Here is a 26,457-nt window from a genome sequence, read left to right as displayed (position 1 = left end):
TGGGGGCGGGGCAGGCGGAGAGGGGTGGGTCAGACCCGTGGGACGGGGTCGCGCCCGGGTTCGAGCTCTTCGGGCTCGGTGTCGGAGACCTCGTCGAGCGCCTCCCGCAGCGCCTTCTTGGAGAACTTCTGCCCCGAGGCCCAGCCACCGACCGCGAAGGAGACCAGCGCGATCGCGACGCCGGCGATGTCGTCGGCCACGTAGTGCCAGCCGAAGTAGAGCGTCGCCACGATGGTGACGGCGAAGTTGGCCCAGGCCAACCGCTTCACCCAGCGGTTGCGCAGCGTGTACTGGATCATCAGCGCCCACAGCAGCGTCACGCCGGTGTGCAGGCTGGCGAAGGCCGCCACGGACTGCACCTTCGCCTCAGCGCCGTCGTGCAGCACGCTCTTGCGCCCGTAGAAGAGTGAGTCCATCAGGTCGCCGGTGCCGGTCTGCGGCAGCTCGGTGAAGAGCCAGTAGTAGCGGAAGCCCGGCCCCAGGCTCGGGAGGCAGTAGTACATCGCCGTGCCGAGGGTCCAGATCAGCACCTGCGACGTGGCGAACCAGTAGCCGAAACGCAGGTTGCGCGACCACACCACGTAGACCGCCACCATGATCGCCACCAGCGGCAGGAAGGCCACGTAGACGGTGGAGAGGACGTGGGCGCTGATGCCGGTGCCGAGGATCGAGTGGAGCACGGTCGCGGGCTCGTTGCCGAAGAACATGGCCCGGTCGAGCACGTGGAGCTCACGGTCGTACTTGGTCTCGCCCATTACGAAGGGCAGGTGCGACTTGATGTTGCGGTAGGTCACGTAGGTGACGTAGAAGCACGCGATGCCGGAGACGACCAACGCCCAGCGCGCCTTCGTCCAGTGGGTCTCCCAGCGCCGCTTCATCGCCTCCCAGCCGGCTCGCGGCTTGCCGCGGCCGGTCCAGAAGTACTGCGGCAGCATGTCGGCCAGCAGCGCCGCACCGACCAGCATCGGGAGCCGCAGGAAGCTCGGGCCGAGGAAGCCCTCGGGGTCCACGAGCGTGCGGTCGAGCTGGACCGACATGACCAGCGCGACGACTCCCATCAGCAGGGTCGTGCCGATCATGACTACGTAGGCGCGGCGATACACGCGCGCCATCCTACTGAGCGGTCGCACCCGGCTCCGGGCCCAGCGCCATGCGGGTGGCGTCCACCACGAGTCGTACGTCCTCGCCCACCGCCACCGGGCGGTCCAGCGCCGCGACCGCGTCGGCGTCACCCACGTCGGGCAGACGCACCCTCAGTCGCCACTGCTCGGGGGTGGAGCTGACCGCCAGCACGCGGGCCTGCAGGCTCCCCCGGGGGTCGACGTGCAGGGCGGAGCGGCGCAGCGCCACCCACTGCGCCGGCCGCACCCCCGCGGCGCGGCAGAAGACCAGGGCGGGGGCGCCGGTGCGTACGCCCGCATAGCCCAGGAAGGTCGCCGTGCGGGGGGTCGCGGGCCGGGCCCAGACGTCGGCGATCGGCCCCTGCTGCACCACCTCGCCGTCGAACATGACGGCCAGCCGGTCGGCCACCGCGAACGCCTCGTCGTGGTCGTGGGTGACCATCACCGCGGTCGTGCCCGCGGCGCGCAGGATGTCGCGCAGGTCGGCGGCGAGGCTCTCGCGCAGCGAGGCGTCGAGGGCGGAGAGCGGCTCGTCGAGCAGGAGCAGCCGTGGCTCGACGGCGAGCGCCCGGGCCAGCGCGACCCGCTGCCGCTCGCCGCCCGACAACGTCGCCGGCATCCGCTCCTCGTGGCCGGACAACCCGACGAGCGCCAGCAGCTCGGCCACCCGCGCCGCCACCTCGGCCCGCGGCCGGCGGCGCAGACGCAACGCGTAGCCGACGTTGCGGGCCACCGACAGGTGGGCGAAGAGCTGGCCGTCCTGGAACATGAGCGCGAACCCACGCCGGTGCGTGGGCACCCCCCGCAGGTCGTGGCCCTCGAGGAGCACCCGGCCCGCGCTGAGCGGCTCCAGCCCGGCCAGGGCCCGCAGCAGCGTGGACTTGCCGCACCCCGAGGGTCCGAGCACGGCGAGCACGTCGCCGCGCCCGAGCTCGAACGAGACGTCGCGCACCACCGGGACACCGCCGTAGGAGACGTCGACGTGCTCGACCTGCAGCACCGCCGCGCCTGCTCCGGGTCGCTCGTCGCGCACTCCTGCTCCTTCCTCCGGCCCCGACGTCACACTGCCCCCAGGCTGGGCACCCGCAGCCGCTCGACGGCGAGCATGACGGTGGCGGTGGTGACCGCGAGCACCACCGAGGCCGCCAGCGCCATGCCGTAGTTCATCTCACCCGGCTGCCCCAGGAGACGGAAGATCACGATCGGCAGGGTCGGTGCCTCGTCGCGGGCCAGGAAGCTGGTCGCACCGAACTCGCCCAGCGAGGCCGCGAAGGCGAACCCGCTGGCCGCCAGCAGCGGCTTCCAGATGACCGGCGCCTCCACCGTCCACCAGGTGCGGGTCGCCCCCGCACCCAGCGACGCGGCCGCCTGGCGCTGCCGGTCGTCGACCCCTCCCAGCACGGGCACCAGGGTGCGCACCACCAGCGGCAGCGCCACCAGCGCCTGCGCGATCGGCACGAGCACCGGGGAGTCGCGCAGGTCGAGCGGGCCCGAGTCGAGGGTGACGAGCAGGCCGAAGCCCAGCGTCACCGCCGAGACCCCCAGCGGCAGCATGAAGAGCGCGTCGAGACCACCTCGCAGCCGCCGCTCCAGCGGTGAGTGGGAGCGGCGGGTCACGACCACGGAGAGGAGCAGACCCAGCCCCAGCGCCATCCAGGTGGCGTCGACCGCGATGCGCAGCGACGCCGTCAGCGCCTCGGTCACCGGCACCAGCAGGGCCTCCTGCTCGCCGCGCCCGGCGAGGGCCCGGTAGTTGCCCAGGCTCCACTCGCCCCGCACCCGCAGCGAACCGATGACCAGGCCACTGAGGGGCACCGCGACAAAGAGCAGCAGCAGCGCGGTCATCGCCAGCGCCGGCGCGTCACTGACCCGGGGGCGCCGCGGGGTCGTACGCGCCCTGGCGACGGGGGCCACGGGCGTACGGGAGCGGGCCGCCAGGGCCAGGAGAGCCACCACGACCACCAGCTGCAGGATCGACAGGGCCGCGGCCGCCCGCAGGTCGAAGAGGGTCGTGGTCAGCAGGTAGATCTCGGTCTCGACCGTCGCCCAGCGCACGCCGCCCAGGGTGAGCACCACGCCGAAGGAGGTGGCGCAGAAGAGGAAGACGACCGAGGCGGCCGAGACGACGGCACCGCGCAGGGCCGGCCAGGTGACGGTCCACCAGACCTGGAGGGGGGTGGCGCCCAGCGCCGCGGCGGCCTCACCGGGGCGTGGGTCGAGGGACTCCCACGCCGCCCCGACCGTGCGGATCACCACTGCGGCGTTGAAGAACGCCAGCCCGAGCACCACCGCGACCGGCGACTGCTCCCAGCCGAGGAAGCCGAGCGGGCCGCCCTCCCCCAGCACCTGGCGGAAGGCGACGCCCACGACGATGGTCGGCAGCACGAAGGGCACCAGCAGCAGCGCGCGCAGGACGCGGCGTCCCGGCACCGCCACCCGGCTCAGCACGTAGGCGGCGGGAAGCCCGAGCACGAGGGAGAGCGCCGTCCCGGCGGTGGCCGAGAGCACGGTGAAGGCGAGCACGCGGCCCACCCGTGGTCGGGTGAGCACCTCCAGCACGCCCACCGGGTCGAGGGTGCCGTCGACGACGAAGCCGCGCCCCACCATGCCCGCGACGGGCAGGAGGAAGAAGAGGGTGAGCACGACCAGGGGCCCGGCCGCGAGTGCGACCAGGCCGACCAGTCGCCGCGCCACCACGTCGTCAGCCCTGCGTGTGCGGCATCAGCGGGTGACGACCTCGGTCCACTCGGTCAGCCACGCCTCGCGCTGCTCGGAGATGTCCTCGGGGCTGACCTCCCACGACTCCTCCGGCTCGGGCGCGAAGCGGGACCACTCCTCGGGCACCTCCACCTGCGAGGAGACGGGGCGCACGTACATCGCCGTCGGCAGCGCGGCCTGGACGTCGTCGCCCAGGAGGAACTCGACCAGCTCTCGCGCGCCCTCGGGGTTGTCGGCGCCCTCCAGGACACCCGCGTACTCGACCTGGCGGAAGCAGGTGCCGAGCAGGGCGGCGGTGCGCGTCGCCTCACCGTCGTCGGTCACGGTGAAGGCCGGGGAGCTGTCGTACGACAGCACGACGGGCCGCTTGCCCTTCTCGCTGCCGCCGGTGAAGTCGGCGTAGTAGGCGTCGGACCAGCCGTCGACCACCTTGAGGTCGTTGGCCATCAGGTCGGCCCAGTAGTCGGTCCACTCGTCGCCGAAGGCAGCCCGGGTGGTCAGCATGAACGCCAGACCGGGCGACGAGGTGGAGGCCCCCGGCACGACGGTGAGCCCGCGGTAGCGCCGGTCGGTCAGGTCCTCCAGCGTCGCGGGAGGCTCGAGGTCGCGCTCGGAGAACCAGGTGGTGTCGACGTTGAGGCACACGTGCGACTGGTCGACGGGAGCCAGCCGGTCGGCACCCTGGTCGAGGGCGTAGTCGTCGGCGCCCTCGGGCAGCGTCGTCTCGTGCGGAGCCAGGGCACCCGCCTCGAGCACGCGGGAGGCGAAGGTGTTGTCGACGCCGAAGGTGGCGTCGCCCGACGGGTTGCCGGCGGTGAGCGCGAGCTTGGTGGCGAGCTGTCCGGCGTCGCCAGCGGCACGGACCACCAGCTCCAGGCCGGTCTCGGACTCGAACTGGGTGACGAGCTCCTCGGGCAGCTCGAAGGAGCTGTGGGTGAGCAGCACGACCTTCGAGGGCGCGTCGCCGGACCCGGCGTCGGAGTCGGAGTCGGAGTCGCCGCCGGAGTCGCCACCGAGCAGGCTGCACGCGGTGAGCGTGGTGGCCAGCAGGAGGCCGGCAACGCCGGTCGAGGCCGTCGTGGCGACGCGGCGCGGGCGGGGCGCGCGGCCGTGGGCAGGCAGGATCATCGTGGTGACTCCCTTCGCCGGTGCTAACCGGAGCAGGTTCGTAGGGTCTGCGGCTGGTCCGCACTCTCAGCACGCTCGGCGTGCTCCCCTGTCTGACGCCGCACACCATACGCCTGCCGGCTCACCGCCCATCGCCTACGGTCGGAGGGTGGCCCTCCTCGCACCCTCCTCCCCGAGCGCGCTGCACCAGGTGGTGGCGAAGGTCCTGCCCCGGGTGCGCCGGGCGCGTGACCTCGACGACGCGGAGTCCGAGCGCCGCCGCATCCTGAGGTGGCAGTCGACGCTGCCCGACGCGCTGCCCACCCGCCTCGTGCCGGGCTTCGAGCGGCGCTTCACCCTCGAGGTGGACCGGTCGGCGGGGTGGCCCGTCTACGTCTTCTCGCCCCGAGGGCGCCGGGTGCGCCGCACCGTCCTCTACGGGCACGGCGGGGGCTACATGGCACCCATCGACCCCTTCCACGTGCTCCATGCCGCGAGCCTGGCCCGACGCCTGGACGCGCGGATCGTGATGCCCGACTACCCGCTCGCCCCCACCCACACCTGGCGCGACTCCCGCGACGACCTGGTCGACCTGGCCGTCGCCTGGGCCGAGCACGCCGACTGCACCGGTGAGAAGCCCCTGGTCCTGGCCGGCGACTCCGCGGGCGGCGGGCTGGTGCTGGCGATCGCGCAGGCCATGCGCGACCGGGTGCGCCGCGACGGGTCCGGGCCGACGGCGGGCGCGATGGTGCTGCACGCCCCCTGGGTCGACCTCACCTCCACCGCACCCGGCACCGAGGAGTTCTCCGCCCGGGACCCGTGGCTCTTCCTCGGCAAGATCCGGCTCTACGCCCAGTGGTGGGCCGGCGCCGAACCGGTCGAGCGCCCCGAGGTCTCCCCCGGGCTCGGCGACCTCTCCGACCTGCCACCGGCCCTGATGTTCCACGGCACGCTCGACACCCTCGCGCCCGCCTGCCGCGTGCTCGCCGAGCGCGCCGAGGCGGCCGGATGGCAGCTGACGAGCATCGAGGAGCGCGACCTCCTGCACGTCTACAGCATCTTCCCGCTGCTGCCCGAGGCGCGTCGGGCGATGCGTCGCACCCTCGACTTCCTGGCCTGAGCGCCGACCCCGGACGGGGCCGGGAGGGCCGGATGCAGGAAGAGTCCCACTTCACCTGACGAACAGCGGCGCCGACGGCCTCGCGGGCCTAGGTTGGAGACGTGGACACCGTGAGGACCGTGAACGCGACGCCGATACCGACGGCCGACCAGACCTGGCTGCACATGGACCGGCCCAACAACCTCATGGAGGTGCGGGCGCTCATGTGGTTCGACGACGAGCCCGACCGTGAGGCCGTGGAACGGGTGCTCTCCGAGCGGCTGGTGGACCGCCATCCCGTCTTCCGGCGGCGAGCCGTCGAGCGTGACGGCGACTGGTTCTGGGAGGACGTGGCGGAGTTCGACGTCGCGGACCACGTGCGCACCACCCGGCTCGGTGGCGACGCCGACGACCTGAAGGCCTGGATCGGTGAGCGGTTCGCCGAGCCGCTGGACCGCCGGCGCCCCCTGTGGGACTGCACCCTGGTCTCGGACGTCGAGGGCTACGGCACCGTCCTGTTCTTCCGCTTCCACCACGCGGTCGCCGACGGCATCCGGGCCGTGCAGCTGATGTTCAACATGTGCGAGCCCGCCGACGGCAGCGCCGTGCTGCCGGTGCCGGTGGGTCGCACGCGTCGACGCGCCCATCCGCTCGCCGTGACCACCGGTGTCGTACGCCGCGGTGCCGGCGACCTGGGCGACTTCGCCCTGGGCGCGGCGAGGCTGCCGCTGAGGGTGGCGGCGACGCTGAGCCCGCGCCTGCTGCGTGAGGGCGTGGAGGCCGGATGGGGCTTGGTCCGCCGTCCGTTGAAGCTGGTCGACATGGTCGAGGGCCTGGCCTCGCGCGACAACCACTCGGTCAACACCATCGCCGAGGTCAGTCGCCTCCTCGCCGCCCCGCGCAGCGTGAAGACGTCGTGGTCGGGCACGCCGGGCGTCGAGAAGTCGGTCTCCTGGGTGACCGGTCTCGACCTGGAGCGCATCAAGACGGTCGGCCGCGAGCACGGCGGCACCGTCAACGACGTGCTGCTCGCCCTGGTCTCCCAGGCCCTGACCCGATACCTGGCGGAGAAGGACGCGCTGGTCGACGAGATCTCCTGGCTGGTGCCGGTGTCGCTGCTGCCCTTCGACGCCAACCTTCCCGAAGAGCTGGGCAACCACTTCTCGTTGGTCTTCCTGCCGATGCCGCTCGGCACGGGCAGCACGCAGGCCGCCGTCCGCGCGATGCGTGACCGGATGCTGCGCATCAAGAACAGCGTGGAGCCGGCGATCACGTTCGGCGTGCAGTGGATGGTGGCCGAGAGTCCCCGTGCGCTGGCCGTGCGTCTCACCAACCTCTTCGCCAACAAGGGCGTCGGCGTGCTCACCAACGTGCCGGGGCCCCGCACGCCGATCACCTTCGCGGGGGCGACGGTCGCCGGCGTCCTGGGGTGGGTGCCGATGTCGGGCGACCAGCCGCTCGGTGTGGCGATCTTCAGCTATGACGGCGAGGTCAGCATCGGCATCGCGGGTGACGCCGCCCTGGTGCCCGACCCGGACCGCATCGCCGACCTGATCCAGCAGGAGTACGCAGCCTTGTGACTGCCCACCGACCGGAAGGATGAGCCATGACACGTCCCGTCATCGTCAACGTGAGCCTGGCCGGGCCCGAGCTCGACCACGACCAGGACGCCACCCTGCTCGGGGAGTCCTTCCGGTTGGTGCGTCGCGGCACGTCCGGTGACGTGGACGCGGCCGTCGCCCTGGTCGAGGAGTGGCGCGACCGCGCGGCCGTCTTCGCGCTCTCGGGTGTCCGGGAGGCCCGGGCGGCGGGCCTCTTCGGGGGCCGCGACTCCGACGTCGCCCGGATCCGCGCGGCCTGCGGAGACGTGCCGGTGACCGACGGCGAGCTGCTCACCGACGTGCTCCAGGAGTGGGCCATCCGGTCGGTGCAGTCGGCCGAGCCGGGCTACTTCACCAACGCGCGCGTGCTGGTGCTCGGGCACGGTACGCACTCGCGTACGGCAGGGGTGCTCGCGGAGTTCACGCCCAACGTCGAGCACGCCGACCCCGGCGCCCGGCTCGACCGCGTCGCGCTGCAGGCCGCGGCGAGCGTGCTCGGGCTGGCCGGCGACGTCGCCAGCCTGCCGATGCGGCTGCTTCCCGGGGGCCTGCGCCGCACGTTGGCCACGCCCGCCGAGTGGGTCGCCAACGAGGTGGCGCGGCGGCGGGCCCGCGACAACGACGTCGTGGTCGGTGCCTACGACGAGCTGACCGGCTTCGACCTGGAGGACCTCGCGGCCACGACGGTGGTCTCCGCGGCGATCTCACCGGGACGGCTCACCGACCTCGCTGCTCGCGGCGTCGACCGGGTCATCGACACCACGCCCCAGCCGTTCGACGGCGTGACCGTGGTGGCGGCCACGCTGGAGGCGGTGGTGCGGCTGCACCGTGGCGGCGACGTCTCGGTCGACGACATGCTGCGCGCCATCGAGGAGGCCGACCTGGAGCCGCGTCGTCTGGACCCCCACGGCCCGCGTCGCCACCACCGCTTCGCCTTCGTGATCCACCCGCTCTCCACCCAGTACTTCCGCAACGTCCAGCCGCTCGGCCTGATCACCCAGGTGCCGGGCATGACGCCGGTGGTGGAGAAGGCGGCGGCCTACCTGCCCCCCTTCGTCTACAGCCACGTCACCGGCATCACCTCCCCCACCGGAGCCGAGGCGGAGGGATGGTTGATCACCGTCGGCGGCACCCCGAAGGAGCTGATGGCCCACCCGCCGGAGTTCACCTACTCCCGGCTGCTCCAGGCCGCCGACCTGGCTCGCAAGCTGGGCGCGCAGGTCATGGGCCTGGGCGCCTTCACCAAGGTGGTCGGCGACGCCGGTGTCACCGTCGCGAAGCAGGCGCCCCTGCCCGTGACCACCGGCAACAGCTACAGCGCGTCGGGGGCGCTGTGGGCCGCCCACGAGGCGATCCGGCGCCTCGGCATCGCCGAGGTCGACGAGAAGGGGCGGCTCCACGGCAGCACGATGGTGATCGGTGCCACCGGATCCATCGGCGCCGCCTGCGCCCGTCTGCTCGCGCTCGCCAGTGACGAGCTGTGGCTGGTCTCCCCGGAGTCGGCCAAGCTGCTCTCCCTCAAGGCCGAGATCGAGGCCGAGAAGCCGCGCGCCGTCGTGCACGTCGCCACCCGACCAGACGAGGTGCTGGGCGAGATGGACATGATCGTCACGGCCACCTCCGCCGCGGGCCAGAAGGTGCTCGACGTGATGGCCCTCAAGCCCGGCTGCGTGGTCACCGACGTGGCGCGCCCCCTCGACCTCTCCGCCGAGGACGTCGCCAAGCGGCCCGACGTGCTGGTCGTGGAGTCCGGCGAGATCAAGCTGCCGGGCGACGTGCGCATGAAGGACATCGGGCTGCCGCCGGGCGTCGTCTACGCCTGCCTGGCCGAGACCGTCGTGTTGGCACTCGAGGGCCGCTACGAGGCCTTCACCGTCGGTCGCACGATCGAGTGGTCCAAGGTCAAGGAGATCTACCGGCTCGGCCTCAAGCACGGCATGGAGCTGGCCACGATCTCAGGCGTCAACGGCGTCTACACCGACGACGACTTCGCCCGGGTGCGGACCCGCGCCCTGGCTGCTCGCGCAGAAGGAGGAAGGTCATGAAGAACGTCTCCGGAGCGACGGTGCTCATCACCGGCGCCGCCAAGGGCATGGGACGGCTGTTCGCCGAGCGTGCCGTCGAGGAGGGCGCCGGGGCCGTGGTGCTCCTCGACGTCGACGCGGACGCGCTGGCCGAGACGGCGGCCGCGCTGTCGGGGCGCGGCAGCCGCGTGCTCAGCGAGGACGTGGACGTACGCCGCCTCCCGGCGATCCGCGCGGCGGCGAAGCGCATCCACGCCGAGGTCGGGCCGATCGACGTGCTCGTCAACAACGCCGGCGTCGTGCGCGGCAACGACTACTTCTGGGAGACCAGTCCGGCGGACACGAAGTTCACCCTGGAGGTCAACGCGCTGGCGCCGATGCAGATGGCCCACGTCTTCCTGCCCGAGATGATCGCCCCCGGGCCCGACGGCGAAGGGCGCGAGCGTCGCCTGGTCAACATCGCCTCGGCCGCCGGGCTCACCTCCAACCCGCGGATGGCCGCCTACGCCGCCTCGAAGTGGGCGGTGGTGGGCTGGTCGGACTCGGTGCGCCTCGAGCTCGAGCAGGCGGGCCACCACCACGTGAAGGTCACCACCGTGTGCCCCTACTACGTGAAGACCGGCATGTTCGACGGCGCCAGGTCGGCCCCCCTGCTGCCGTTGCTGGAGCCCGACGACGTGGTGCAGCAGACCTGGTCGGCGATGCTGCGTGGCCAGGCCATGCTCGTGCTGCCACGCACGGTGATGATCAGCGAGGTCGCCAAGGGCGTGCTGCCGGTCGGGGTGCGCGACTTCGTGGCCGACAAGGTGCTCGGGATCTACCACACGATGGACGACTTCACCGGCCGCGGCGAGTGACGCCCGCTCCCCCGCCCGCGCGACGCGGAGCGGGGGGCGCACCACTCACTCGTGGACCGACTCCGACGCCACGTCCTGCACGCGCACGATGCGCTCCGACTCGGTGATCGCCCGGGCGCGACCCTCCAACGGCACCTCGTGACCGTCATGGTCGTCACCCCCCGACCCGGCACCGTTCTCGTCGGCCTGGTTGCGTCGGTCGACCAGCTCGGCGTAGTCGTCGACCTGCTCCGACGGCACGTCGGCGTCGGAGCCGTCGTAGAGGTCGGTCGCCGGCGTCCACGCGGCGTAGGGGTCGGGTCGGGCCTCGGTGACCACCGGGTCGGGCACGCCTGCGGTGATGCGGGTGCCGTCGGCGCGCACGCCACCGGTGTGCGGCAGGTCGCCCATCAGGCCGTCGATCCGCTCACCCTGGTGCTCGAGGGCCACCTCGACCCCCGAGGGCGTGACCGTCACGGCCTCACCACGCACCGTCACCTCGATCGGGCCCTGCCCCTCGACCAGCGAGAGGTGCAGGGCGTCCTGCGTGAGGCGTACGAGGAGGCGGTCGCCGCGCCAGGCGATCTTGAACTCCAGGCTCTCCCACTCGGCGGGCAGGCGCGGGTCGAATGAGAGGGCCCCCTCGTGGTCGCGCATGCCGCCGAAGCCGAAGACCAGGGCGGTCCACACCCCGCCGGTGGAGGCGACGTGGATGCCGTCCTCGGTGTTGTGGTGCAGGTCGCCGAGGTCGGTGTGCAGGGCGTGGGAGAAGTAGTCCATCGCCACCTCGTGGTAGCCCACCTCGGCCGCCACGATCGACTGCACCACCGCCGACAGGGTCGAGTCGCCCGTGGTGATCGGGTCGTAGTACTCGAAGTCGGCCTTCTTCTCCTCGGCGGTGAACTGGTCACCGTGCAGGAAGAGGGCCAGCACCACGTCGGCCTGCTTGAGCACCTGGAACCGGTAGATCACCAGCGGGTGGTAGTGCAGCAGGAGCGGTCGCAGCTCCTTGGGCGTGCGGGAGAGGTCCCACACCTCGCGGTCGAGGAAGAAGTCGTCCTGGGGGTGGATGCCCAGGCCCTCGTCGAAGGGGACGTGCATGCCCTCGGCGCAGCGCATCCACTCGTCGACCTCCTCCGGCTGCACGTGCAGCCGGTGCACGAGCGCCCGGTGGGCGTCGGGCTCCTTCTCGCGCAGGTGACGCACCACCTCCGCCGCGGAGCGCAGGTTGAAGCGCGCCATCAGGTTGGTGAAGAGGTTGTTGTTGACCACCGTCGTGTACTCGTCGGGGCCGGTCACGCCGTGGATGTGGAAGCTGGGCTGGCCGTTGCTGCGCCAGAAGCCCAGGTCGCGCCACATCCGCGCGGTCTCGACGAGGACGTCGACGCCCTCCTCCTTGAGGAAGTCGTGGTCGCCGCTGGCCACGACGTACTTCATCAGCGCATAGACCACGTCGCCGTTGATGTGCATCTGGGCCGACCCGGCGGCGTAGTAGGCCGAGGCCTCCTCGCCGTTGATGGTGCGCCACGGGAAGAGCGCGCCGCTCTGCGCCATCTCGCTGGCCCGCACCCGTGCCGCCGGCAGCATCTTGCGGCGGAAGTGCACGGCGTTGCGGGCCAGTCCGGGGTGGGTGTAGGTCAGGAAGGGCACCACGTAGATCTCGGTGTCCCAGAAGTAGTGGCCCTCGTAGCCGCTGCCGGTCACGCCCTTGGCGGCGATGCCGCCACCGTCGGTGCGCCCCGCTGCCTGCGCCAGGCAGAAGAGGTTGAAGCGCACCGCCTGCTGGATGGCGTCGTCGGCGCCGACCACCACGTCGGCGTTCTCCCAGAACTCGTCGAACCACTCGCGCTGCTCGGCCTCGAGGTGCTCGACGCCGTGGCGCAGGGCCCGGTCGAGCGTCCGGTCGCAGCGGTCCGTCAGCTCACGCACCGGCACGCCCCGCGACGTGTGGTAGGTGACGTACTTCTCCAAGCGGACGGTCTCGCCCTCGGCGGCGTCGAACCGGAAGACGGCCTTGGCCTGGTCCTCGCTGGCCCGCAGCACGAGGTCGGCGTGGTCGGGCCCGTCGAAGCGGTGCTCCGCGGCCACCGCGACGGTCATCCGCGAGCGCGCGCACTGGTAGCCCAGCACCATGCGGCCGTCGTCGCAGGAGTGCGCCTTCGGCAGCAGCACGCGACCCTCGAACGACCCCGCCTTGCGCGGGTCGGCCATGCCGCCCTCGTCGGGGTCGGGACCGCGGAAGTCGTCGAGCCCGTCCTGGCGGTTGATGAGCTGCGAGGAGACCACGACCGGGGCCGACCCGGTCAGCATCGTCACCTCGAGGGTCATCACGGCGACGTGGCGCTGGACCATCGACACCATGCGCGTGGTGACCACCTGCACCCGCTTGCCCGAGGGCGTACGCCAGACGAGACGTCGGCGCAGCACGCCGGCGCGGAAGTCGAGGGCCCGCTCGTACTCCTCCAGCTCCGAGACCCCCAGCACCAGCGGCTCGTCGTCGACGTAGAGCTTCATCACCTTCGCGTCGGGCGCGTTGACGATGGTCTGGCCGGTGCGGGCGAACCCGAATGCCGCCTCGGCGTGGCGGATGTCCCAGGTCTCGTGGAGCCCGTTGATGAAGGTGCCGTGGGCGACCGCCTCACGGCCCTCCTCGGGGTTGCCGCGCAGACCCAGGTAGCCGTTGGCGACGGAGAAGAGCGTCTCGTCGGCGCCCATGGTGTGCGGCGCGAACGAGGTCTCCACCAGCTGCCACGGGTCGACGGGGTAGCGGTCGCGGTCGATCGGGGCGTGGGTCGTGTCGCGAGCCATCACTGCACCTCCGCAGCACCGGGACGGGCGGGGACGAGCTCGGCGAGGTCGCCCACCACCAGCGTCGCACCAGCAGCCGTCAGGGCGTCGGCGCCCACGCCGCGGTCGACGCCGACGACGACGGCGAACCCGCCCGCGGCCCCGGCCCGCACGCCGGAGACGGCGTCCTCCAGCACGACCGCGCGCTCCACGGGCGCGCCGAGCACCTGGGCCGCGTGCACGAACGTGTCGGGCGCCGGCTTGCCGGGCAGGCCCAGCTCCTCGGCGACCGCGCCGGAGACCACGGTGACGAAGCGGTCGGTCAACCCGGCAGCCTCCAGCACAGCGGCCGCGTTGCGCGACGACGACACGACCGCCAGCGGGGTGCCGAGGTCGGCCAGGTGGTCGAGCAGCGCGACCGAGCCCGGGTAGGCCTCGACCCCGTCCCGCTCGAGCACCTCGTTGAACGCAGAGTCCTTGCGGTTGCCCAGACCGTGCACGGTGAGCGCCTCGCCGTCGTCGTCGGCACTGCCCTCGGGCAGCACGATCCCCCGTGAGGCCAGGAAGTCACGGACGCCGTCGTAGCGGGGCTTGCCGTCGACGTGCGCGAAGTAGTCGTCGGCCTCGTAGGGCGAGCGGTCGCCACCGCCGGGGGCATCCGGCAGGGCGAGGAAGTCGTTGAACATCACCGACCAGGCCCGCATGTGCACCTCAGCGGTGGGGGTCACCACGCCGTCGAGGTCGAAGAGCACGGCGGCCTGGGCAGACCAGTCGAGGGGCGCGGCGGAGATGGGGGCGGCCGGACGCGAATCACTCATTGGACGAGCCTAAAGTGCCGTGCCACACGGGCGCGAACGCTCGCGTGCACCGGGGCGTGTGAATCGTGCCGCACGACCACCCGCGCACCTGTCACGCCGCCTCTGACGGGCCTACTGTGGGGCCATGGAGATCACCGGAAAGGTCGTCGTCGTCACTGGCGGCGGCAACGGCATCGGACGTGAGGTCGTGCTCGAGCTGCTGCGTCGTGGCGCCCGAGTCGCGGCCGTCGACCTGCGCCCCGAGGCGCTCGAGGCCACCGTCGCCCTCGCCTCGGCCGGCGAGCGGCTCACCACCCACGCCGTCGACGTCTCCGACCGGGCGGGGGTCGAGGCCCTCGCCGCCGACGTGCTCGCCGCGCACGGCCACGTCGACGCGGTGGCCAACGTCGCCGGCATCATCCAGAAGTTCGTGCCGTTCCACGACCTCGACCTGCCCCAGATGGAGAAGGTGCTGGACGTGAACTTCTGGGGCGTCGTGCACGTCACGAAGGCGTTCCTGCCCCACCTGCTGGCGCGACCGGAGGCCAGCCTGGTCAACGTCTCCAGCATGGGCGCCCTCGTGCCGGTGCCCGGGCAGTCGCTGTACGGCGCGAGCAAGGCAGCGGTGAAGTTGCTGACCGAGGGGTTGCAGGCCGAGCTGCGCGACACCTCGGTCGCGGTGACCGTGGTCTTCCCGGGGGCGGTGGGCACAGGCATCGCGGACCACTCGGGCGCCTCGCTGCCCGGCCGTGACAGCAGCACGAGCGCTGCGGCCGCCCGGATGACGAGCGCCCCCGACGCGGCCCGTCAGGTCGTCGACGCGATGGCGGCGGGCACACCCCGACTGCGGATCGGCTCCGACGCGAAGATGCTCGACCGGCTCTCCCGGCTGGCACCCACCCGGGCGATCGAGCTCGTCGCCCGCAAGATGGCCGACCTGCTCGGCTGAGCTCGGCTCAGCGGGTGCTGGCGCCCGCGTCGGGGGTGCGACGCAGGACGATGTCTCCGAGCACGTGGCAGGCCTGCAGCGCGAGCTCGAGGTCGAGCCGCCCCTCGGTGAGCTCCCGGCCGCGTTCGGCCGCGACCTTGGTCAACCGGTACTTCACGGTGTTGCGGTGCAGCTGCAGCTGCTCGGCGGTCTCGACGTAGGAGTTGGTGCGCAGGTAGACCCTCAGGGTCTCCCGGGTGCGGCGAGCCGTCTCGGAGTCGTCAGCCAGGGACCCGAGGGTGTTGCCCACCCAGCGTCGGGCGGCCGGCAGGTCCTGGGCGAGCATCGCCACGAGAGCGACGCCCGCCTCGCTGTGGAAGAGCGCCCGGTGGGGCACCGAGGGCGCCACGCGGACGAGGTGGCGCAGGCTCCGGGCCTGCTCCATGCTGCGACGGAACCCTTCACCTCCCGCGCCCGGCGAACCGATGGCGAGACGCACGTCGGCCCGGCGGTCCAGCACGTCGCGCACCGCAGCCTCGTGACGCACGGGGTCGCACCCGTCGTCGGTGTACCAGGCGAGCAGCTCGGAGCGCCCGCTCTGCACCGTCAGGGGTGCCTCGGGGCAGGCCATCGCCTCCGCCACCTCCGCGGCGACCTCCCGCAGGAGCCCGGTGCGGTCGGGTCCGTGGCCGATGTCCTCGAGCCAGAGCACGACACCCAGGTGCGTGTGTGCGAGCTCGTGGCCGGTGACGGCCAGGAATGCCTCGGGGTCGACCTCCTCCCCCTTCATCACGAGGTGGACCTGGGCCAGCACCTCCGAGCTGTGCCGCTCGGCCAGGTCGACCAGCACCGTCTGGTGCAGGTCGGCCACCAGCAGGGAGGCACAGTCGGCGTAGGTGTGCAGCCAGCGCGCGAGGTGACGGAAGACCTGCAGCTTGAGGTCTCCGGAGGCCTCGAGTCCCTCCACCTCGGCGAAGACGACGCTGACCATCTCGTCGGCAGCGACCTGGTAGGCGCGGCGCAGCCAGATGGTCGGCACCCCACGCTGGGCCAGCTCGCGGACGTAGATGACCGCCTCCGCCGGGATGCCGTCGTGTTCGGGCGGGCAGTCGCGGCGGAGTCGGTCGAAGATGTCGTCGAGGCTGTGGCGGGTGGCGCCCTCCAGGAGCGCGTGGGTGGCCTCCGGCACCCCGTCCACTGGCTCGAACCGCGCACTGGCCGACCTGGCCAGTTCCACGCCGACGTCGGGTTGTCGCGCGGCGAGCCGGTCGACGACCTCGAGCACGGCCGCCCGGGCAGCTTCGGGGAGGGGGGTGTCCGGCATGGTTTCCACGGTAGTCGCGGAGTCCAGCGGAGTCGCCGCACGGGTGCGGAGGAAGGCGGCGGCTACCCTGTGGTCGGAGTCAGGTGAGCTGATCCCCGGACGAGGGAGCCGTACCCGGAACGCGACAAGACGGCCGCCGGAGGTGCGTCGTGGCGTGGTTGGTGCTGGTGCTGTCCGGGGTGCTCGAGGCTGTCTGGGCGGTCGCCCTCGGCCGGTCGGAGGGGTTCACCCGCCTCGTCCCGTCGGTGGTCTTCGGGGTGGCGGTGACCATCAGCATGGTGGGGTTGGCCTACGCCATGCGCACCCTTCCGGTGGGCACGGCCTACGCGGTGTGGGTCGGCATCGGTGCCTCCCTCACGGTGGCGTGGGGCATGGCGACCGGGGCCGAGGCCGTGAGCCTGACCAAGCTGCTGCTGATCGCTGGTCTGATCGGCTGCGTCATCGGCCTCAAACTGGTGCACTGACGCGGAGCCGACCCGGTTCAGCTGAAGCCTTCGAGCCCCTCGAGCGAGTCGGGCACCACGATGTCGTCCATGTCATCGGCGTCGGCGTCGGCGTCGAGTGAGGTCAGGCCGTCGGGGTCGCGTCGCACCGGCAGGTGCTGGAGGGCGGCGGTGACGAGGGCAGCGGTGAGCGCGACCTGGGCCTTGCGACGGAGCTTGCCTCCCGAGTCGCCGACCACTGACTCCACGGCCTCGGTGACCTGCTGCGACGTGAAGGTCGCGCGGGTGCCCGCCTCCACCTCGACGTCGGGCAGGGCCACCAGCACGGGCAGGAGCTGACCACCGAGGCCGTCGAGCAGCTGGTAGCGCTCGAACTTGTCCATGGTGCGCCACACGTCGTCGACGTCGAGCTTCTGCTTGCGCACGTCCTTGCGGCCGGCCAGCACGGTCTTCGCCGCTCCGTGCAGGGCCTGGGTCAGCTCGTGCTCGGTGAATCGCATGCCCCCATTGTGGCCCACCTTCGTCGGACCCACGCCTACGCGCCTTCAGGCGTACGCAGGCACGCGCGGCGGGCTCAGCACCGTGCGGCGCCGGCGCACCGGGGCGTTGAGCCGAAGTCGGTCGCGCACGGCAAGGATCCTGCGGGGTGCCCCCATGCGGGCCAGCGCCTCGGCGAAGGGTTCGTCACCGCTGGCGAACCCGCGGGTCAGGCCGCAGGGGCCCCCCTCCCCCGGAGCGACGCCGGCTGCCCGCTCCCGGAGCCAGTGCTCCACGAGCAGCTCGGTGCGCGCCATCACGACGCGGGGGAAGAGGTCGCCGATCCGGGCCAGGTTGCCGGTGGTCGAGGTGATGAGGGCGACCCTGGTGCCCACCGGGAAGGCGCAGTGGAAGCGCACCTCCGCCCCGGACTCGCCCTGGCCGACGAGGCGCCACACCGGGTGGCGGTGCACGTGGCGGACCCGTCCCAGCACCGAGGTCTCGTGGTCGCGGTCGGGCGGAAACTTCGCGTCGTGCAGCTCCAGGAGCAACGCCATGGCGAGGTCGTGGCGCTCCGCAGCGACCTCGTCGCCGTCACGCGCGGAGCGGTCGAGGCCGATGAGCCACTCCCAGAACTCCGCAGGTGCTTCAACGATCACCCACCGATGATTGGTCAGTGAGGCAGAGGTCACATGCCCTGAATCGATGATCTTCCCCGCGTTTCTCCTTGCCGTCGTCGATGACGACCCTGTAACAGGCGCGCTCCGGGCGTGAACTCGAGGTGAGAAACCCGCGCCTCGGACCGGTCTCGTGGACGCTGGGGCGACTTCCCCCATCCACCTCCCTTCTCCCAGGAGGAACCCGTGATCTTCGCGCCCCCTTCCGACCCCCCGGCCCCCACGAACCCCGCCGTTGCGGCGACTTCCCCCACACCGTCGGCGACGCCGGCACCGACGGTCCGGCTGGGTCCTCTGCACGGACTGATCGGCGCCCAGGTGCGCTACGTCGCGCGTCTGGGCCACGGCATGGACCCCCGGCTCGGGCTCGGCGAGCTCGTCTGGCTCACCTCGACCGGCAGCAGCAGCATCACCGCGCGGGTCACGTTCGACGAGGGTGGAGAGTGCCGGGCGCGTGGTCAGCTGGTCGACACCCCGAGCGGGGCGGTGGCACCAGCATCGGGGACGGCGGACGGCATGAGCTGCACCGAGGCGGCCCTGGCCTGCCTCGGCATCGTGCGCGAGCTGCCCGGCCTGGTCTGGGGTGCGTTGGTGCGCGCCGACCGGACGGTCGTCGCCAGCGTCGGCGAACCGCCGCTGGAGGCGCTGCCCGACGTGGCCGTCCGCGCGTTCGGCATCCTCGGCGGGCTGGAGCCGCAGCACCGTGAGGAGTGCGTACGCCTCGTCTTCGACCACCGCGACGTGGTCGTCGCACCGGCGGGGGCGGCCTGCGTCGTCCTCTGCCTGGAGTCCGACGACCCCGCGGGCGAGCTGTCGGCACCGCTGCGCCGCACCCTCGAGGTCGTACGCCGCAGCCTCGCCGCCGTGGACCTCGACCGGGTGCCGCCGCTCGACGCGCCGCTGCTCGCGGGCCCGACACCGCCCGAGGAGCGGACCGCCGGAGACCAGACCGACGAGTGGGACGACGAGGAGGAGTGGGACGAGCCCCCGCTCATCGGGGCCCGGTTCGCCGGCGCGACCGGCGCCCGGACCACGCGGCCGCGTCGTCGTCGGGGTCAGGGCGGTCGACGAGGGCGGCCAGTCCTGCCGGGGCCCGCAGACAGTAGGAGTCGGTGAGCAGCTCGGCGACCTCGGTCCAGTCGGTGGCGTCGTCGAGGAGGAGGCCCACGCCGTCGTCGCCCCAGCCGAGGGTGAAGTAGGGCTCCCCCAGGTGCCGGAAGGCCGCGACCTCGTCGGGCTCGGCCCGGAAGGTGAGCCGGAAGCGTTGGTCCTCACCGCCGAAGACGTGGGCGACCGTACGTCCGTGCACGCGCCACCTCACGCCCGTCCAGGCGTCCTCCTGCTCGACGTCCGGGAGCGCCAGGAGCACCTCACCGATGCGGTTCACCCAACCGGCGGGGACGTCGGGCCGGCGGACGGGACCCCGACCGGCCATCAGCGCAGGAGAGCCCGGGTGAGGGCGGCACCGGAGTCGCCGTCGGGCGCCCACAGGCCGTCGCCGCCCTGGGTGAGGGTCATCGTGACCCGCATGGGCTTCTTGACGGGCTTGACCACGTCCAGGGCCTCGAGCACCAGCGACGCGTAGGAACCGGCCGGGTCCTTGTCGTCGAGCGTCCAGTCCTTGGCGGCTGACTCCATGGCGTCTCCGTAGGCGAGCCCGCGCACGGCGAGGGTCACCGTCGCGGTGTCGCCGTCGACCTTCTCGTCGACCACCTCGGCCTTGACCTGGCCGAGAGCGCGCTCGTAGGCGGTAGCCACCTCGGCGGCCTGCTCGGAGGTGAGCGGCTCGCCGACGACCTCGGGGGCGCTGTTGCCCAACGACTCGAAGTAGGAGCCGTCCCAGCTCGAGTTCTCGTTGTAGGAGGTCAGGCCGTCCCCGCCGCGGAAGGCGTCGACGTAGAGCATCGCCACCTCTTGCGGCGACTTCTGCTCGGGCTCGGGGTCCTCGGCACTGCCTCCGTCCCCACCACCGCTGCAGCCGCCGAGGGCCAGGGCCAGGAGGAGGGCGGTCAACGCGGCGCACAGACTCGTCCAGAGCTTCTTCATGCTGCTCACCTTCTCGGTTCTTCCTCGAGGGTAGCCCTCCGCGGGCCCGAAGCCACCCCGTCTGCAGCGAAAGTAACGGACGGAACACCGCCCCCGGACGACGCCGAAGGGCCCCGGTCATCGAGCGGGGCCCTTCGCGCGTGGAGCCGCCTGTCGGAATCGAACCGACGACCTAGTCATTACGAGTGACTCGCTCTACCGACTGAGCTAAGGCGGCGCGGCGTTCGCTGTTTCCCGTCGGCCAGGCCGAGGGACGGACGAACAACCTCGGGTGAGTATACGGACACCGTGACCCGGCGAGGAATCGGGCACCGTGTTCCCGGACAGCCTCCGCCGCACGGCGCCGGCCCAGCGGCACCTGCGTCAGCAGGAGAGTCCGTCGTCGGGCACCGTGCCGTCGAGCAGGTAGGCCTCGACGGCGTCGTCGACACACCGGTTGCCCGCGTTGTAGGCGGTGTGGCCGTCGCCGTCGCGGCGGATGAGGACCCCCGACTCGAGCTGGTCGGCCAGCGCCTCCGCCCAGCTCAGCGGCGTGGCGGGGTCACGGGTCGTGCCGGTCACGACGATGGGGGCGGCGCCGTCACCGTCGATCTCGATCTGCTCGGCGGGCTCGCCGGTGAAGTGCTCGCAGCCGGCGAGACCCCAGGCGAAGACCCGCCCGAAGGTCGGCGACGCCTCCTCGAACTCGTCGAAGCGCTCCGGCACCTCATCCAGCGGCACGAACGAGGGGTCGTCGAGGCAGTTGATGGCCACGATCGCCTCGGTGCTGTTGTCCTGGAAGCCGTCGGGGCCGCGCGAGGCGTACAGGTCGGCGGTCAGCAGCAGCCCGGACCCGTCGCCGTCGAAGGCCTTCTGCAGGCCGCTGGTCAGCAACGACCAGTAGTCGCGGTTGTAGAGCGGCATGACGATCCCGTAGAACGCGCGCCCCGGGGTCAGCGGACGGTCACCGCCGGCGGGCAGCGGCTTCTCGGCAAGCCCCTCGACCAGCTCGGTGACCTGGGCCAGGCCCTCCTCGACCGACCCCTCGAGCGGGCACGACGACTTCTCCACGCAGTCGGCGACGTAGGCGCGCAGCGCGGTCTCGAAGCCGCGCGCCTGCACCAGGCTCCGCTCCACCTGGTCGGCGGAGACGTCGACACCGCCGTCGAGCACGAAGTGGCCCACGCGCTCGGGGAAGAGCTCGGCATAGGTGGCCCCGAGCTGGGTGCCGTAGGAGGCACCGAAGTAGTCCAGGCGTCCCTCCCCCAGGACGGCGCGCAGCACGTCCATGTCACGCGCCGCCTCGATGGTGCTGACGTGGTCGACCAGCTGCCCGGACTTCTCCCGGCAGCCCTCGAAGAACGCCCGGTTCTGCCGGTCGGTCTCCGCGACCTCGGCCGGGGTGCGGGGCGTCGGGTTGCCCCCAAGGTAGTCGTCGAGCTCCTCGTCGCTGAGGCAGTCGACCGGTCGGCTGCTGCCCGTGCCACGGGGGTCGAAGCCGACCACGTCGAAGTGGTCGAGCAGGCGGTCGCCGAAGACCGAGGTGCCGGCCGCCGCATACTGCGTGCCAGGCGCGCCGGGTCCGCCGGGGTTGACCACCAGCGAGCCGATCCGGTCGTCGGTGCGCGCCGGCAGCTTGAGGGCCAGGAGCTTGATGGTGCGCCCCTGGGGCTTGGCGTAGTCGAGCGGCACGGTCACCCATCCGCACTGGAAGGTGCTGCCGCAGCTCTGCCACGCCACGACCTGCGAGTAGTACTTCGCCAGGTCCGGCTCGGGTGGGGTGGCGACGTCGCCGCGCTCCTCCTCGTCGAGCCGCTCGGGGGCGGAGTCGGAGAAGTTCATCTGTGAGAAGAAGATCGCCGCGCCCCCGATCGACCCGAGCAGCAGCGCCAGCAGGGCGACGAGGGCGACGACCCGCTTCACCGGCGCTGTCCCTCGAGTCGCAGGGCGACCATCATGGCCTCGAGTGCCGTCTCCGGCCTCACGTTGAACTCCAACATCTGCTCCCTAGCAGTGAAGATCGCGTCGATGCGACGCAGGTGTGCCTCGGGCGACGAACGACGCGCCAGCTGCGCGATGTCCGGGCGGATCTCCTCGTTGACGAGGTCGCCCTGCGCGCCCACCCCGAACGCGATGGCGTCGCGGTAGACCGAGACCAGGTCCATCAGGGCCCGGTCGACGACGTCGAGCAGGCGCCGCTTCGCACGGCGCTTCTGGCCCTGCTCCAGCTCCTTGAGCGCGGGCGCGTACTCCCGGGGCCGCTTGCCGCGACCCTCGACGCCGTAGGAGCGGTCGAGCTCGGCCTTCTCGCGCGCCTCGATGGCGGCTCCCAGCGCCTCGGTCTCCTCCTTGGCCACGTCGACGAGGTTGGCCGCCGCGTTCATGCAGGAGCCCAACGAGGTCAGCTTCGCCGGCCACCGCACCACCTCGGCCCGGCGGTTGCGGGTCGCCTCGTCACGGGCCAGCGCCCGCGCGCGGCCGATGTGGCCCTGGCTGGCGCGGGCCGCGTGGTGGGCCACCGTGGGCGGCACGTCGTCGGTGCGCACCAGGAAGTCGGCGACCTGCTCGGCCGTGGGCGTGGTCAGGGTGACCAGCCGGCACCGGGAGCGGATCGTGACCAGCACGTCCTCGGCGGTCGGCGCGCAGAGCAGCCACACGGTGCGGGTGTTGGGTTCCTCGATCGCCTTGAGGAGGGCGTTGAACCCCTGGTCGTTGAGGCGGTCGGCGTCCTCGACGACGATGACCTGCCAGCGCTGGCCGTTGGGCGACAGCGCGGCCTTGCGCACCAGCTCGCGCACGTCCTTGACGGCGATCACCAGGGCGTCGGTGCGTACGGCGGTGACGTCGGCGTGCGTCCCGCCCAGCACCGTGCGGCACGAGTGGCACTCACCGCAGCCGGCCTGCTCGCACTGCAGCGCGGCGGCGAACGCGAGGGCGGCGTTGGAGCGTCCGGAGCCGGGTGGACCGGTGAAGAGCCAGGCATGGGTCATGCCGTCGCCCCGCGCGGCTCGGTCGAGCGTCTCGATGACGTGGCGCTGCCCGACCAGGGTGTCCCAGATCGGCGCCGTACGCTGCTCGCGCGCAGCCGCGGTCACTGCACGTCCTCCGTCGGCTCGGGCAGCAACGGCTCGAGGCGGGCGCGGATCGCGGCGTGGATCGACTCGACGCTGGCGCGCGCCGGCAGCACGAGGTAGTGGTCGGGATCCCGCGCGGCCAGGGCGAGGAACTGCTCGCGGACCCGCTCGTGGAACTCCAGCGACTCACCCTCGATGCGGTCACGCCCCTCGAAGCGGCCCAGCCCGGCCTCGGGCGGCAGGTCGAGCACCACGGTCAGGTGGGGTCGCAGGCCCCCGGTGGCCCAGCGCATCAGCTGCTCGACCTCGTCGACGTCCAGCACCCGGCCCGCACCCTGGTAGGCCAGCGCGGAGTCGACGTAGCGGTCGGTGACCACCACCTCACCCCGCTCGAGCGCGGGGCGCACCACGGTGTCGACGTGCTCGGCCTTGTCGGCGGCGTAGGCCAGCGCCTCGGTGCGCGGCGAGAGGTCACCGGTCTCGGGTGAGAGCACGATGCGCCGGAACTCCTGACCGACCACCGTGCCCCCCGGCTGGCGGGTCAACAGGGCCTTGCGCCCGGTCGAGGTCACCCAGTCGACCAGCAGCTGCGCCTGGGTCGACTTGCCACCCCCGTCGCCGCCCTCGAAGCAGACGAACAGGCCGGAGTCGGCTCGGGTGGCGGCTGAAGTCACGCCCACACCCTACGGGCGGGCCACGACCATCCGTGCGGAGAGTTCACAGGCCCCGGGCCGCGTACGGTGGCGTCATGGGGATGCAGAGCTGGTGGACCGAGCGGGTCGTGCCCGTGATGACCGACGTGGCGCTCTCCCCGCCCCACATCGGCAAGCTGCGGGCCCGCGCCTGCGCTCCCCTGACCGGCCGCGTGCTGGAGCTCGGGTTCGGGTCGGGCGCCAACCTCGACCACCTGCCCGACGCGGTGACCGCCCTCGACGCCGTGGAGCCCTCCGACCTCGCCTGGGACCGCTCGCGGGGGCGCCGGCGTACGTCCTCGCGTCCCGTCACGCGGATCGGCCTCGACGGCCAGGCCATCGACGCGCCCGACGCGGCCTACGACTCCGCGCTCGTCACCTTCTCGCTCTGCACCATCCCTGACCCGATGCTCGCGCTGGCCGAGGTCCGCAGGCTGCTGGTGCCCGGCGGGGTGCTGGCCTTCCTGGAGCACGGGCTCAGCCCGGAGCCGTCGGTGGCGGCGTGGCAGCACCGGCTCGACCCGCTCGAGCGGACCTTCGCCGGCGGCTGCCGGCTGACCCGAGACGTGCCGACGCTGCTGCGTGCGGCCGGCTTCGAGGTCGCAGCGCTGGAGGAGGGCGTGCTGCTGCCGGGGCCACGCGTGATGAGACCGTGGGCCCACGGCTTCGTCGGCCGCGCGCACTCCCCCGCCTGAGGCGGCACCTCATTCAGGCGTTGAGCAGCAGGCCGGCCCCGAAGGCCGTCACGACGGAGAGCCCGAAGCCGCTCCAACCGCTCAGCCGGCGCGCGGGGTCGGCGGGCGGGAACAGTCCCGACGAGCCACCGAACAGCAGGAAGGCGGGTACGCCGACCGGCCCGGCGCCGAAGACGAGCCAGAACCAGCCCCACCGGGTGAAGCGCCACGGCTGGGGACCCACCACCAGCCAGGCGAACGTCGTCACCCCGACCACGAGACCAGTCGTGGCCGCCCACGACGGGACGATCCACTCGGCGTCGAAGATCTCGACGGAGCCGGTCGAGGAGTGGTCCCGCTCCCACGGCTCGACCACGATCCGTGACTGGGTCTGGGTCCACTCCGTCGGCAGCGCGTCGGGGTCACCGACCACCACCGGACCGGGATGGCCCAGGGACCGTTGGAACCGCCGGGCCTTGCGCTCCGAGGAGGCCACCAGGTAGTCGGTGTGGCGCAGGAGCCCCCACTCACGCCACCGGACCTCGACGACCGCCGACCACGACCCGTCGCCCGGCTCCCAGTCCCACTCGTGGCCCTCGCGGAGGTCGAAGGGACGGTCGACCCACAGGGTGGTCGCCCGGCCGTCGGCAGCGTCCTCGAGCAGCCGCTGCTCCAACGCCCCGGGCCGCGCCTCACCCGACCCGGCGACCACCAGGGCACCGAACGACGCGACGAAGGCACCCAGCAGCAGCCAGCCGACCGCATGGACGACGAAGAGCCGCCACGGCCACCGCCGCCGCTCCTCGCCGACGCGCGGCTCCTGCGCCACGTCGGTCCTCACCACGCCTGCCCCTTCCGGGCGTACGCCTGCACGCCGGTCGCCGGACCCTACCGCGCGCCGCGGGGGTCGTTCACTCCTTCGCCACGTCGACGGGGCGAGGTTTCACCGACCCGAAACATCGCGGAAGCACCCAGGTCGCATCCGGGGCGCACGCTGGAGCGCGTCGCCGACACCCAGGCGCGCCGCCACCGCACCCCGGACCGAAGGGCTCTCACCATGATGTTCTCCGCCAAGGCCGTCTTCACCGAACGTCGTACCGGCATCGCCACCGCGGTCGCCTGCGCCACCGGACAGGGCATGGCCCTGATGGGGTTGCGCACGGTGCCCGGCTGGAACGGGATGCTGGTCGACGAGATCCTGCTCGCCACCCCCGGCGGGTGGGACGTCGCCCGCCTCGAGACCTTCCTGCTGGCCTCGGGGGCCGCCACCGTCTCCGTGACGCCCACCGACGCGGAGGGACGCACCGTCTCGGAGGCTGCCGAACGCCGCGCCCGGTTGGCCCACCCCGCCGGCGCGGGGCGTGCCTGGATGGCCCAGGCCTCCTGAGACCGCGCCCGACCCCGGGCGTCCCGTGCGAGCCTGTGCGAGCCTGTGCGAGCCTGTGCGGCATGCGTACGCCCTGGCTCCCCGTGACCACCCTCCTGCTGACCGTGGTCGTCACCGCCTGCGGCACGCAGTCCGCGTCACCTCAGGGGGGCGACGAACCCACGACGCCGGGCGCCCTGGCGTACGTGGCGGCCGAGCACGCCGGCTCCCCCGACCGGGTGTCGGTCATGAAGCGGCGCGACGTCACCTCCCTCTTCTCCGAGGGCGGGGAGGGGGCAGAGCTGCGCTACGGCTCCGACGGGGAGTACGACGGCGACATGCTGGTCGTCGTGGTGGGACAGGGCCTCGACCCGGACCTGCTGGACTGCGACACGGAGCGCAACGCGGGCGCCGACGGGTGCGAGCACACCGACGACGGGATGCTGATCTGGGAGGACCTGACGCCCGAGGAGGATCCGGGCACCCTCACGGTGATCGTGGAGAAGGAGGGGGCGACGGTGCTGGTCGGCTACGCGGGCCCGACCATCACGGACGATCCCCGCCAGATGGAGCTGCCGATCAGCGTCGACACCCTCTTCGCCATCGCCGCCGACCCCCGCGTCGACGCCACGACCACGGCCGAGGCCAACGCGGCCGGGGAGGAGCTGGTCAGCGGCGGCTGACCGG

Annotated in this window: 23 protein-coding genes, 1 tRNA gene, 1 pseudogene and 2 riboswitches; of the genes and pseudogenes, 9 read left to right on the top strand and 16 right to left on the bottom strand. The window is 72.5% G+C overall.

The window, feature by feature from the left end:
- Nucleotides 1–29 precede the first annotated feature (29 nt).
- The 4 genes from IEQ44_RS12580 to IEQ44_RS12565 all read right to left on the bottom strand — a co-directional run bounded on the left by IEQ44_RS12580 (nt 30) and on the right by IEQ44_RS12565 (nt 4,967).
- Entirely contained in the window at nt 30–1,232 is a 1,203-nt protein-coding gene (locus IEQ44_RS12580) for a phosphatase PAP2 family protein (RefSeq protein ID WP_319804660.1), read from the bottom strand.
- Entirely contained in the window at nt 1,114–2,154 is a 1,041-nt protein-coding gene (locus tag IEQ44_RS12575) for an ABC transporter ATP-binding protein (protein ID WP_319804659.1), read from the bottom strand. The genes IEQ44_RS12580 and IEQ44_RS12575 overlap by 119 nt, the downstream gene beginning before the upstream one ends.
- Nucleotides 2,155–2,180: 26 nt before the next feature.
- Nucleotides 2,181–3,818 (bottom strand): ABC transporter permease, encoded by a 1,638-nt coding sequence (locus tag IEQ44_RS12570; protein WP_319804658.1) that lies wholly within the window; start codon nt 3,816–3,818, stop codon nt 2,181–2,183.
- A gap of 24 nt (nt 3,819–3,842) precedes the next feature.
- Nucleotides 3,843–4,967 (bottom strand): thiamine ABC transporter substrate-binding protein, encoded by a 1,125-nt coding sequence (locus IEQ44_RS12565; RefSeq protein WP_193638806.1) that lies wholly within the window; start codon nt 4,965–4,967, stop codon nt 3,843–3,845.
- A riboswitch (TPP riboswitch) is annotated at nt 4,960–5,067 on the bottom strand. Its footprint overlaps the gene before it by 8 nt.
- Before the next feature lie 48 nt (nt 5,068–5,115).
- Between IEQ44_RS12565 and IEQ44_RS12560 the strand changes: the two genes are divergently transcribed.
- The 4 genes from IEQ44_RS12560 to IEQ44_RS12545 all read left to right on the top strand — a co-directional run bounded on the left by IEQ44_RS12560 (nt 5,116) and on the right by IEQ44_RS12545 (nt 10,527).
- Complete coding sequence (locus IEQ44_RS12560; protein WP_193638805.1) at nt 5,116–6,066, top strand: alpha/beta hydrolase; 951 nt, start codon at nt 5,116–5,118, stop codon at nt 6,064–6,066.
- Nucleotides 6,067–6,167: 101 nt separating this feature from the next.
- Nucleotides 6,168–7,625, top strand: a complete 1,458-nt coding sequence (locus IEQ44_RS17960) for a WS/DGAT domain-containing protein (RefSeq protein WP_193638804.1) — start codon at nt 6,168–6,170, stop codon at nt 7,623–7,625.
- A 26-nt stretch (nt 7,626–7,651) separates the two neighbouring features.
- Complete coding sequence (locus IEQ44_RS12550) at nt 7,652–9,691, top strand: DUF8754 domain-containing protein (protein ID WP_193638803.1); 2,040 nt, start codon at nt 7,652–7,654, stop codon at nt 9,689–9,691.
- Nucleotides 9,688–10,527 carry an SDR family NAD(P)-dependent oxidoreductase gene (locus IEQ44_RS12545; RefSeq protein WP_193638802.1) on the top strand — a complete coding sequence of 280 codons (840 nt, stop codon included), beginning with the start codon at nt 9,688–9,690 and terminating at the stop codon, nt 10,525–10,527. Before IEQ44_RS12550 ends, IEQ44_RS12545 begins: the two co-directional genes overlap by 4 nt.
- Nucleotides 10,528–10,842: 315 nt before the next feature.
- On the opposite strand, the pseudogene IEQ44_RS12540 reads toward IEQ44_RS12545, so the two are convergent.
- Nucleotides 10,843–13,314 (bottom strand): annotated as a pseudogene (locus IEQ44_RS12540) (glycoside hydrolase family 65 protein); the annotation flags it as partial.
- Nucleotides 13,314–14,111 (bottom strand): HAD family hydrolase, encoded by a 798-nt coding sequence (locus tag IEQ44_RS12535; RefSeq protein ID WP_193638801.1) that lies wholly within the window; start codon nt 14,109–14,111, stop codon nt 13,314–13,316. The gene IEQ44_RS12535 and the pseudogene IEQ44_RS12540, both read right to left, overlap by 1 nt.
- 124 nt (nt 14,112–14,235) lie before the next feature.
- Between IEQ44_RS12535 and IEQ44_RS12530 the strand changes: the two genes are divergently transcribed.
- Nucleotides 14,236–15,039, top strand: coding sequence for an SDR family NAD(P)-dependent oxidoreductase (locus IEQ44_RS12530; RefSeq protein ID WP_193638800.1), 804 nt, complete (start codon nt 14,236–14,238; stop codon nt 15,037–15,039).
- A 7-nt stretch (nt 15,040–15,046) separates the two neighbouring features.
- Here IEQ44_RS12530 and IEQ44_RS12525 read toward each other — a convergent pair whose 3' ends face one another.
- A complete protein-coding gene (locus tag IEQ44_RS12525; RefSeq protein ID WP_193638799.1) occupies nt 15,047–16,342 on the bottom strand; it encodes a PucR family transcriptional regulator in 1,296 nt (431 codons plus the stop codon).
- 73 nt (nt 16,343–16,415) lie between these two features.
- A riboswitch (guanidine-III (ykkC-III) riboswitch) is annotated at nt 16,416–16,480 on the top strand.
- A gap of 11 nt (nt 16,481–16,491) precedes the next feature.
- Here IEQ44_RS12525 and IEQ44_RS12520 point away from each other — a divergent pair.
- Nucleotides 16,492–16,806 carry a DMT family transporter gene (locus IEQ44_RS12520; protein ID WP_193638798.1) on the top strand — a complete coding sequence of 105 codons (315 nt, stop codon included), beginning with the start codon at nt 16,492–16,494 and terminating at the stop codon, nt 16,804–16,806.
- A 17-nt stretch (nt 16,807–16,823) separates the two neighbouring features.
- On the opposite strand, the gene IEQ44_RS12515 is transcribed toward IEQ44_RS12520, so the two are convergent.
- The 8 genes from IEQ44_RS12515 to tmk form a co-directional block, all read right to left on the bottom strand.
- Nucleotides 16,824–17,285, bottom strand: coding sequence for a hypothetical protein (locus tag IEQ44_RS12515; RefSeq protein ID WP_193638797.1), 462 nt, complete (start codon nt 17,283–17,285; stop codon nt 16,824–16,826).
- Between the two features lie 45 nt (nt 17,286–17,330).
- Nucleotides 17,331–17,921 carry a hypothetical protein gene (locus IEQ44_RS12510; RefSeq protein WP_193638796.1) on the bottom strand — a complete coding sequence of 197 codons (591 nt, stop codon included), beginning with the start codon at nt 17,919–17,921 and terminating at the stop codon, nt 17,331–17,333.
- Nucleotides 17,922–18,930: 1,009 nt separating this feature from the next.
- The gene (locus IEQ44_RS12505) at nt 18,931–19,374 is read right to left on the bottom strand and encodes an MmcQ/YjbR family DNA-binding protein (RefSeq protein ID WP_193638795.1); all 444 of its coding nucleotides are present in this window, start codon (nt 19,372–19,374) and stop codon (nt 18,931–18,933) included.
- Nucleotides 19,374–19,994: a hypothetical protein gene (locus IEQ44_RS12500; protein WP_227487393.1), complete on the bottom strand. Its 621-nt coding sequence runs from the start codon at nt 19,992–19,994 to the stop codon at nt 19,374–19,376. The genes IEQ44_RS12505 and IEQ44_RS12500 overlap by 1 nt, the downstream gene beginning before the upstream one ends.
- Before the next feature lie 132 nt (nt 19,995–20,126).
- Nucleotides 20,127–20,202, bottom strand: a tRNA-Thr gene (locus IEQ44_RS12495).
- A 146-nt stretch (nt 20,203–20,348) separates the two neighbouring features.
- Nucleotides 20,349–21,887, bottom strand: a complete 1,539-nt coding sequence (locus tag IEQ44_RS12490; RefSeq protein ID WP_193638793.1) for an alpha/beta hydrolase — start codon at nt 21,885–21,887, stop codon at nt 20,349–20,351.
- Complete coding sequence (locus IEQ44_RS12485; RefSeq protein ID WP_319804657.1) at nt 21,884–23,059, bottom strand: DNA polymerase III subunit delta'; 1,176 nt, start codon at nt 23,057–23,059, stop codon at nt 21,884–21,886. The genes IEQ44_RS12490 and IEQ44_RS12485 overlap by 4 nt, the downstream gene beginning before the upstream one ends.
- A complete protein-coding gene (tmk, locus tag IEQ44_RS12480) occupies nt 23,056–23,712 on the bottom strand; it encodes a dTMP kinase (RefSeq protein WP_193638792.1) in 657 nt (218 codons plus the stop codon). Before tmk ends, IEQ44_RS12485 begins: the two co-directional genes overlap by 4 nt.
- 74 nt (nt 23,713–23,786) lie before the next feature.
- Here tmk and IEQ44_RS12475 point away from each other — a divergent pair, with 74 nt between their 5' ends.
- Nucleotides 23,787–24,425 (top strand): class I SAM-dependent methyltransferase, encoded by a 639-nt coding sequence (locus tag IEQ44_RS12475; RefSeq protein ID WP_193638791.1) that lies wholly within the window; start codon nt 23,787–23,789, stop codon nt 24,423–24,425.
- A 13-nt stretch (nt 24,426–24,438) separates the two neighbouring features.
- On the opposite strand, the gene IEQ44_RS12470 is transcribed toward IEQ44_RS12475, so the two are convergent.
- On the bottom strand, nt 24,439–25,245 hold the full coding sequence (locus IEQ44_RS12470) for a hypothetical protein (RefSeq protein WP_227487392.1): 807 nt from the start codon (nt 25,243–25,245) through the stop codon (nt 24,439–24,441).
- Here IEQ44_RS12470 and IEQ44_RS12465 point away from each other — a divergent pair.
- Together IEQ44_RS12465 and IEQ44_RS12460 are read left to right on the top strand one after the other, a co-directional pair.
- Complete coding sequence (locus IEQ44_RS12465) at nt 25,168–25,791, top strand: hypothetical protein (RefSeq protein ID WP_193638789.1); 624 nt, start codon at nt 25,168–25,170, stop codon at nt 25,789–25,791. The two genes, IEQ44_RS12470 and IEQ44_RS12465, sit on opposite strands and share 78 nt — an antisense overlap.
- A gap of 62 nt (nt 25,792–25,853) precedes the next feature.
- Complete coding sequence (locus IEQ44_RS12460; protein WP_193638788.1) at nt 25,854–26,453, top strand: hypothetical protein; 600 nt, start codon at nt 25,854–25,856, stop codon at nt 26,451–26,453.
- Nucleotides 26,454–26,457 lie beyond the last annotated feature (4 nt).

The sequence above is a fragment of the Nocardioides malaquae genome, assembly GCF_015070385.1.
Taxonomy (GTDB): domain Bacteria; phylum Actinomycetota; class Actinomycetes; order Propionibacteriales; family Nocardioidaceae; genus Nocardioides; species Nocardioides malaquae.
The sequence above is the reverse complement of the archived record's forward strand: the minus strand, read 5'-3'. Positions and strand labels throughout refer to the sequence as shown.

Bases quoted from the DNA above. Each gene is read 5' to 3' on its own strand.
- IEQ44_RS12565 (WP_193638806.1), bottom strand. From the start codon at position 4,967: ATGATCCTGCCTGCCCACGGCCGCGCGCCCCGCCCGCGCCGCGTCGCC.
- IEQ44_RS12550 (WP_193638803.1), top strand. From the start codon at position 7,652: ATGACACGTCCCGTCATCGTCAACGTGAGCCTGGCCGGGCCCGAGCTC.
- IEQ44_RS12545 (WP_193638802.1), top strand. From the start codon at position 9,688: ATGAAGAACGTCTCCGGAGCGACGGTGCTCATCACCGGCGCCGCCAAG.
- IEQ44_RS12535 (WP_193638801.1), bottom strand. From the start codon at position 14,111: ATGAGTGATTCGCGTCCGGCCGCCCCCATCTCCGCCGCGCCCCTCGAC.
- IEQ44_RS12530 (WP_193638800.1), top strand. From the start codon at position 14,236: ATGGAGATCACCGGAAAGGTCGTCGTCGTCACTGGCGGCGGCAACGGC.
- IEQ44_RS12525 (WP_193638799.1), bottom strand. From the start codon at position 16,342: ATGCCGGACACCCCCCTCCCCGAAGCTGCCCGGGCGGCCGTGCTCGAG.
- IEQ44_RS12515 (WP_193638797.1), bottom strand. From the start codon at position 17,285: ATGCGATTCACCGAGCACGAGCTGACCCAGGCCCTGCACGGAGCGGCG.
- IEQ44_RS12505 (WP_193638795.1), bottom strand. From the start codon at position 19,374: ATGGCCGGTCGGGGTCCCGTCCGCCGGCCCGACGTCCCCGCCGGTTGG.
- IEQ44_RS12475 (WP_193638791.1), top strand. From the start codon at position 23,787: ATGGGGATGCAGAGCTGGTGGACCGAGCGGGTCGTGCCCGTGATGACC.
- IEQ44_RS12465 (WP_193638789.1), top strand. From the start codon at position 25,168: ATGGACGACGAAGAGCCGCCACGGCCACCGCCGCCGCTCCTCGCCGAC.
- IEQ44_RS12460 (WP_193638788.1), top strand. From the start codon at position 25,854: ATGCGTACGCCCTGGCTCCCCGTGACCACCCTCCTGCTGACCGTGGTC.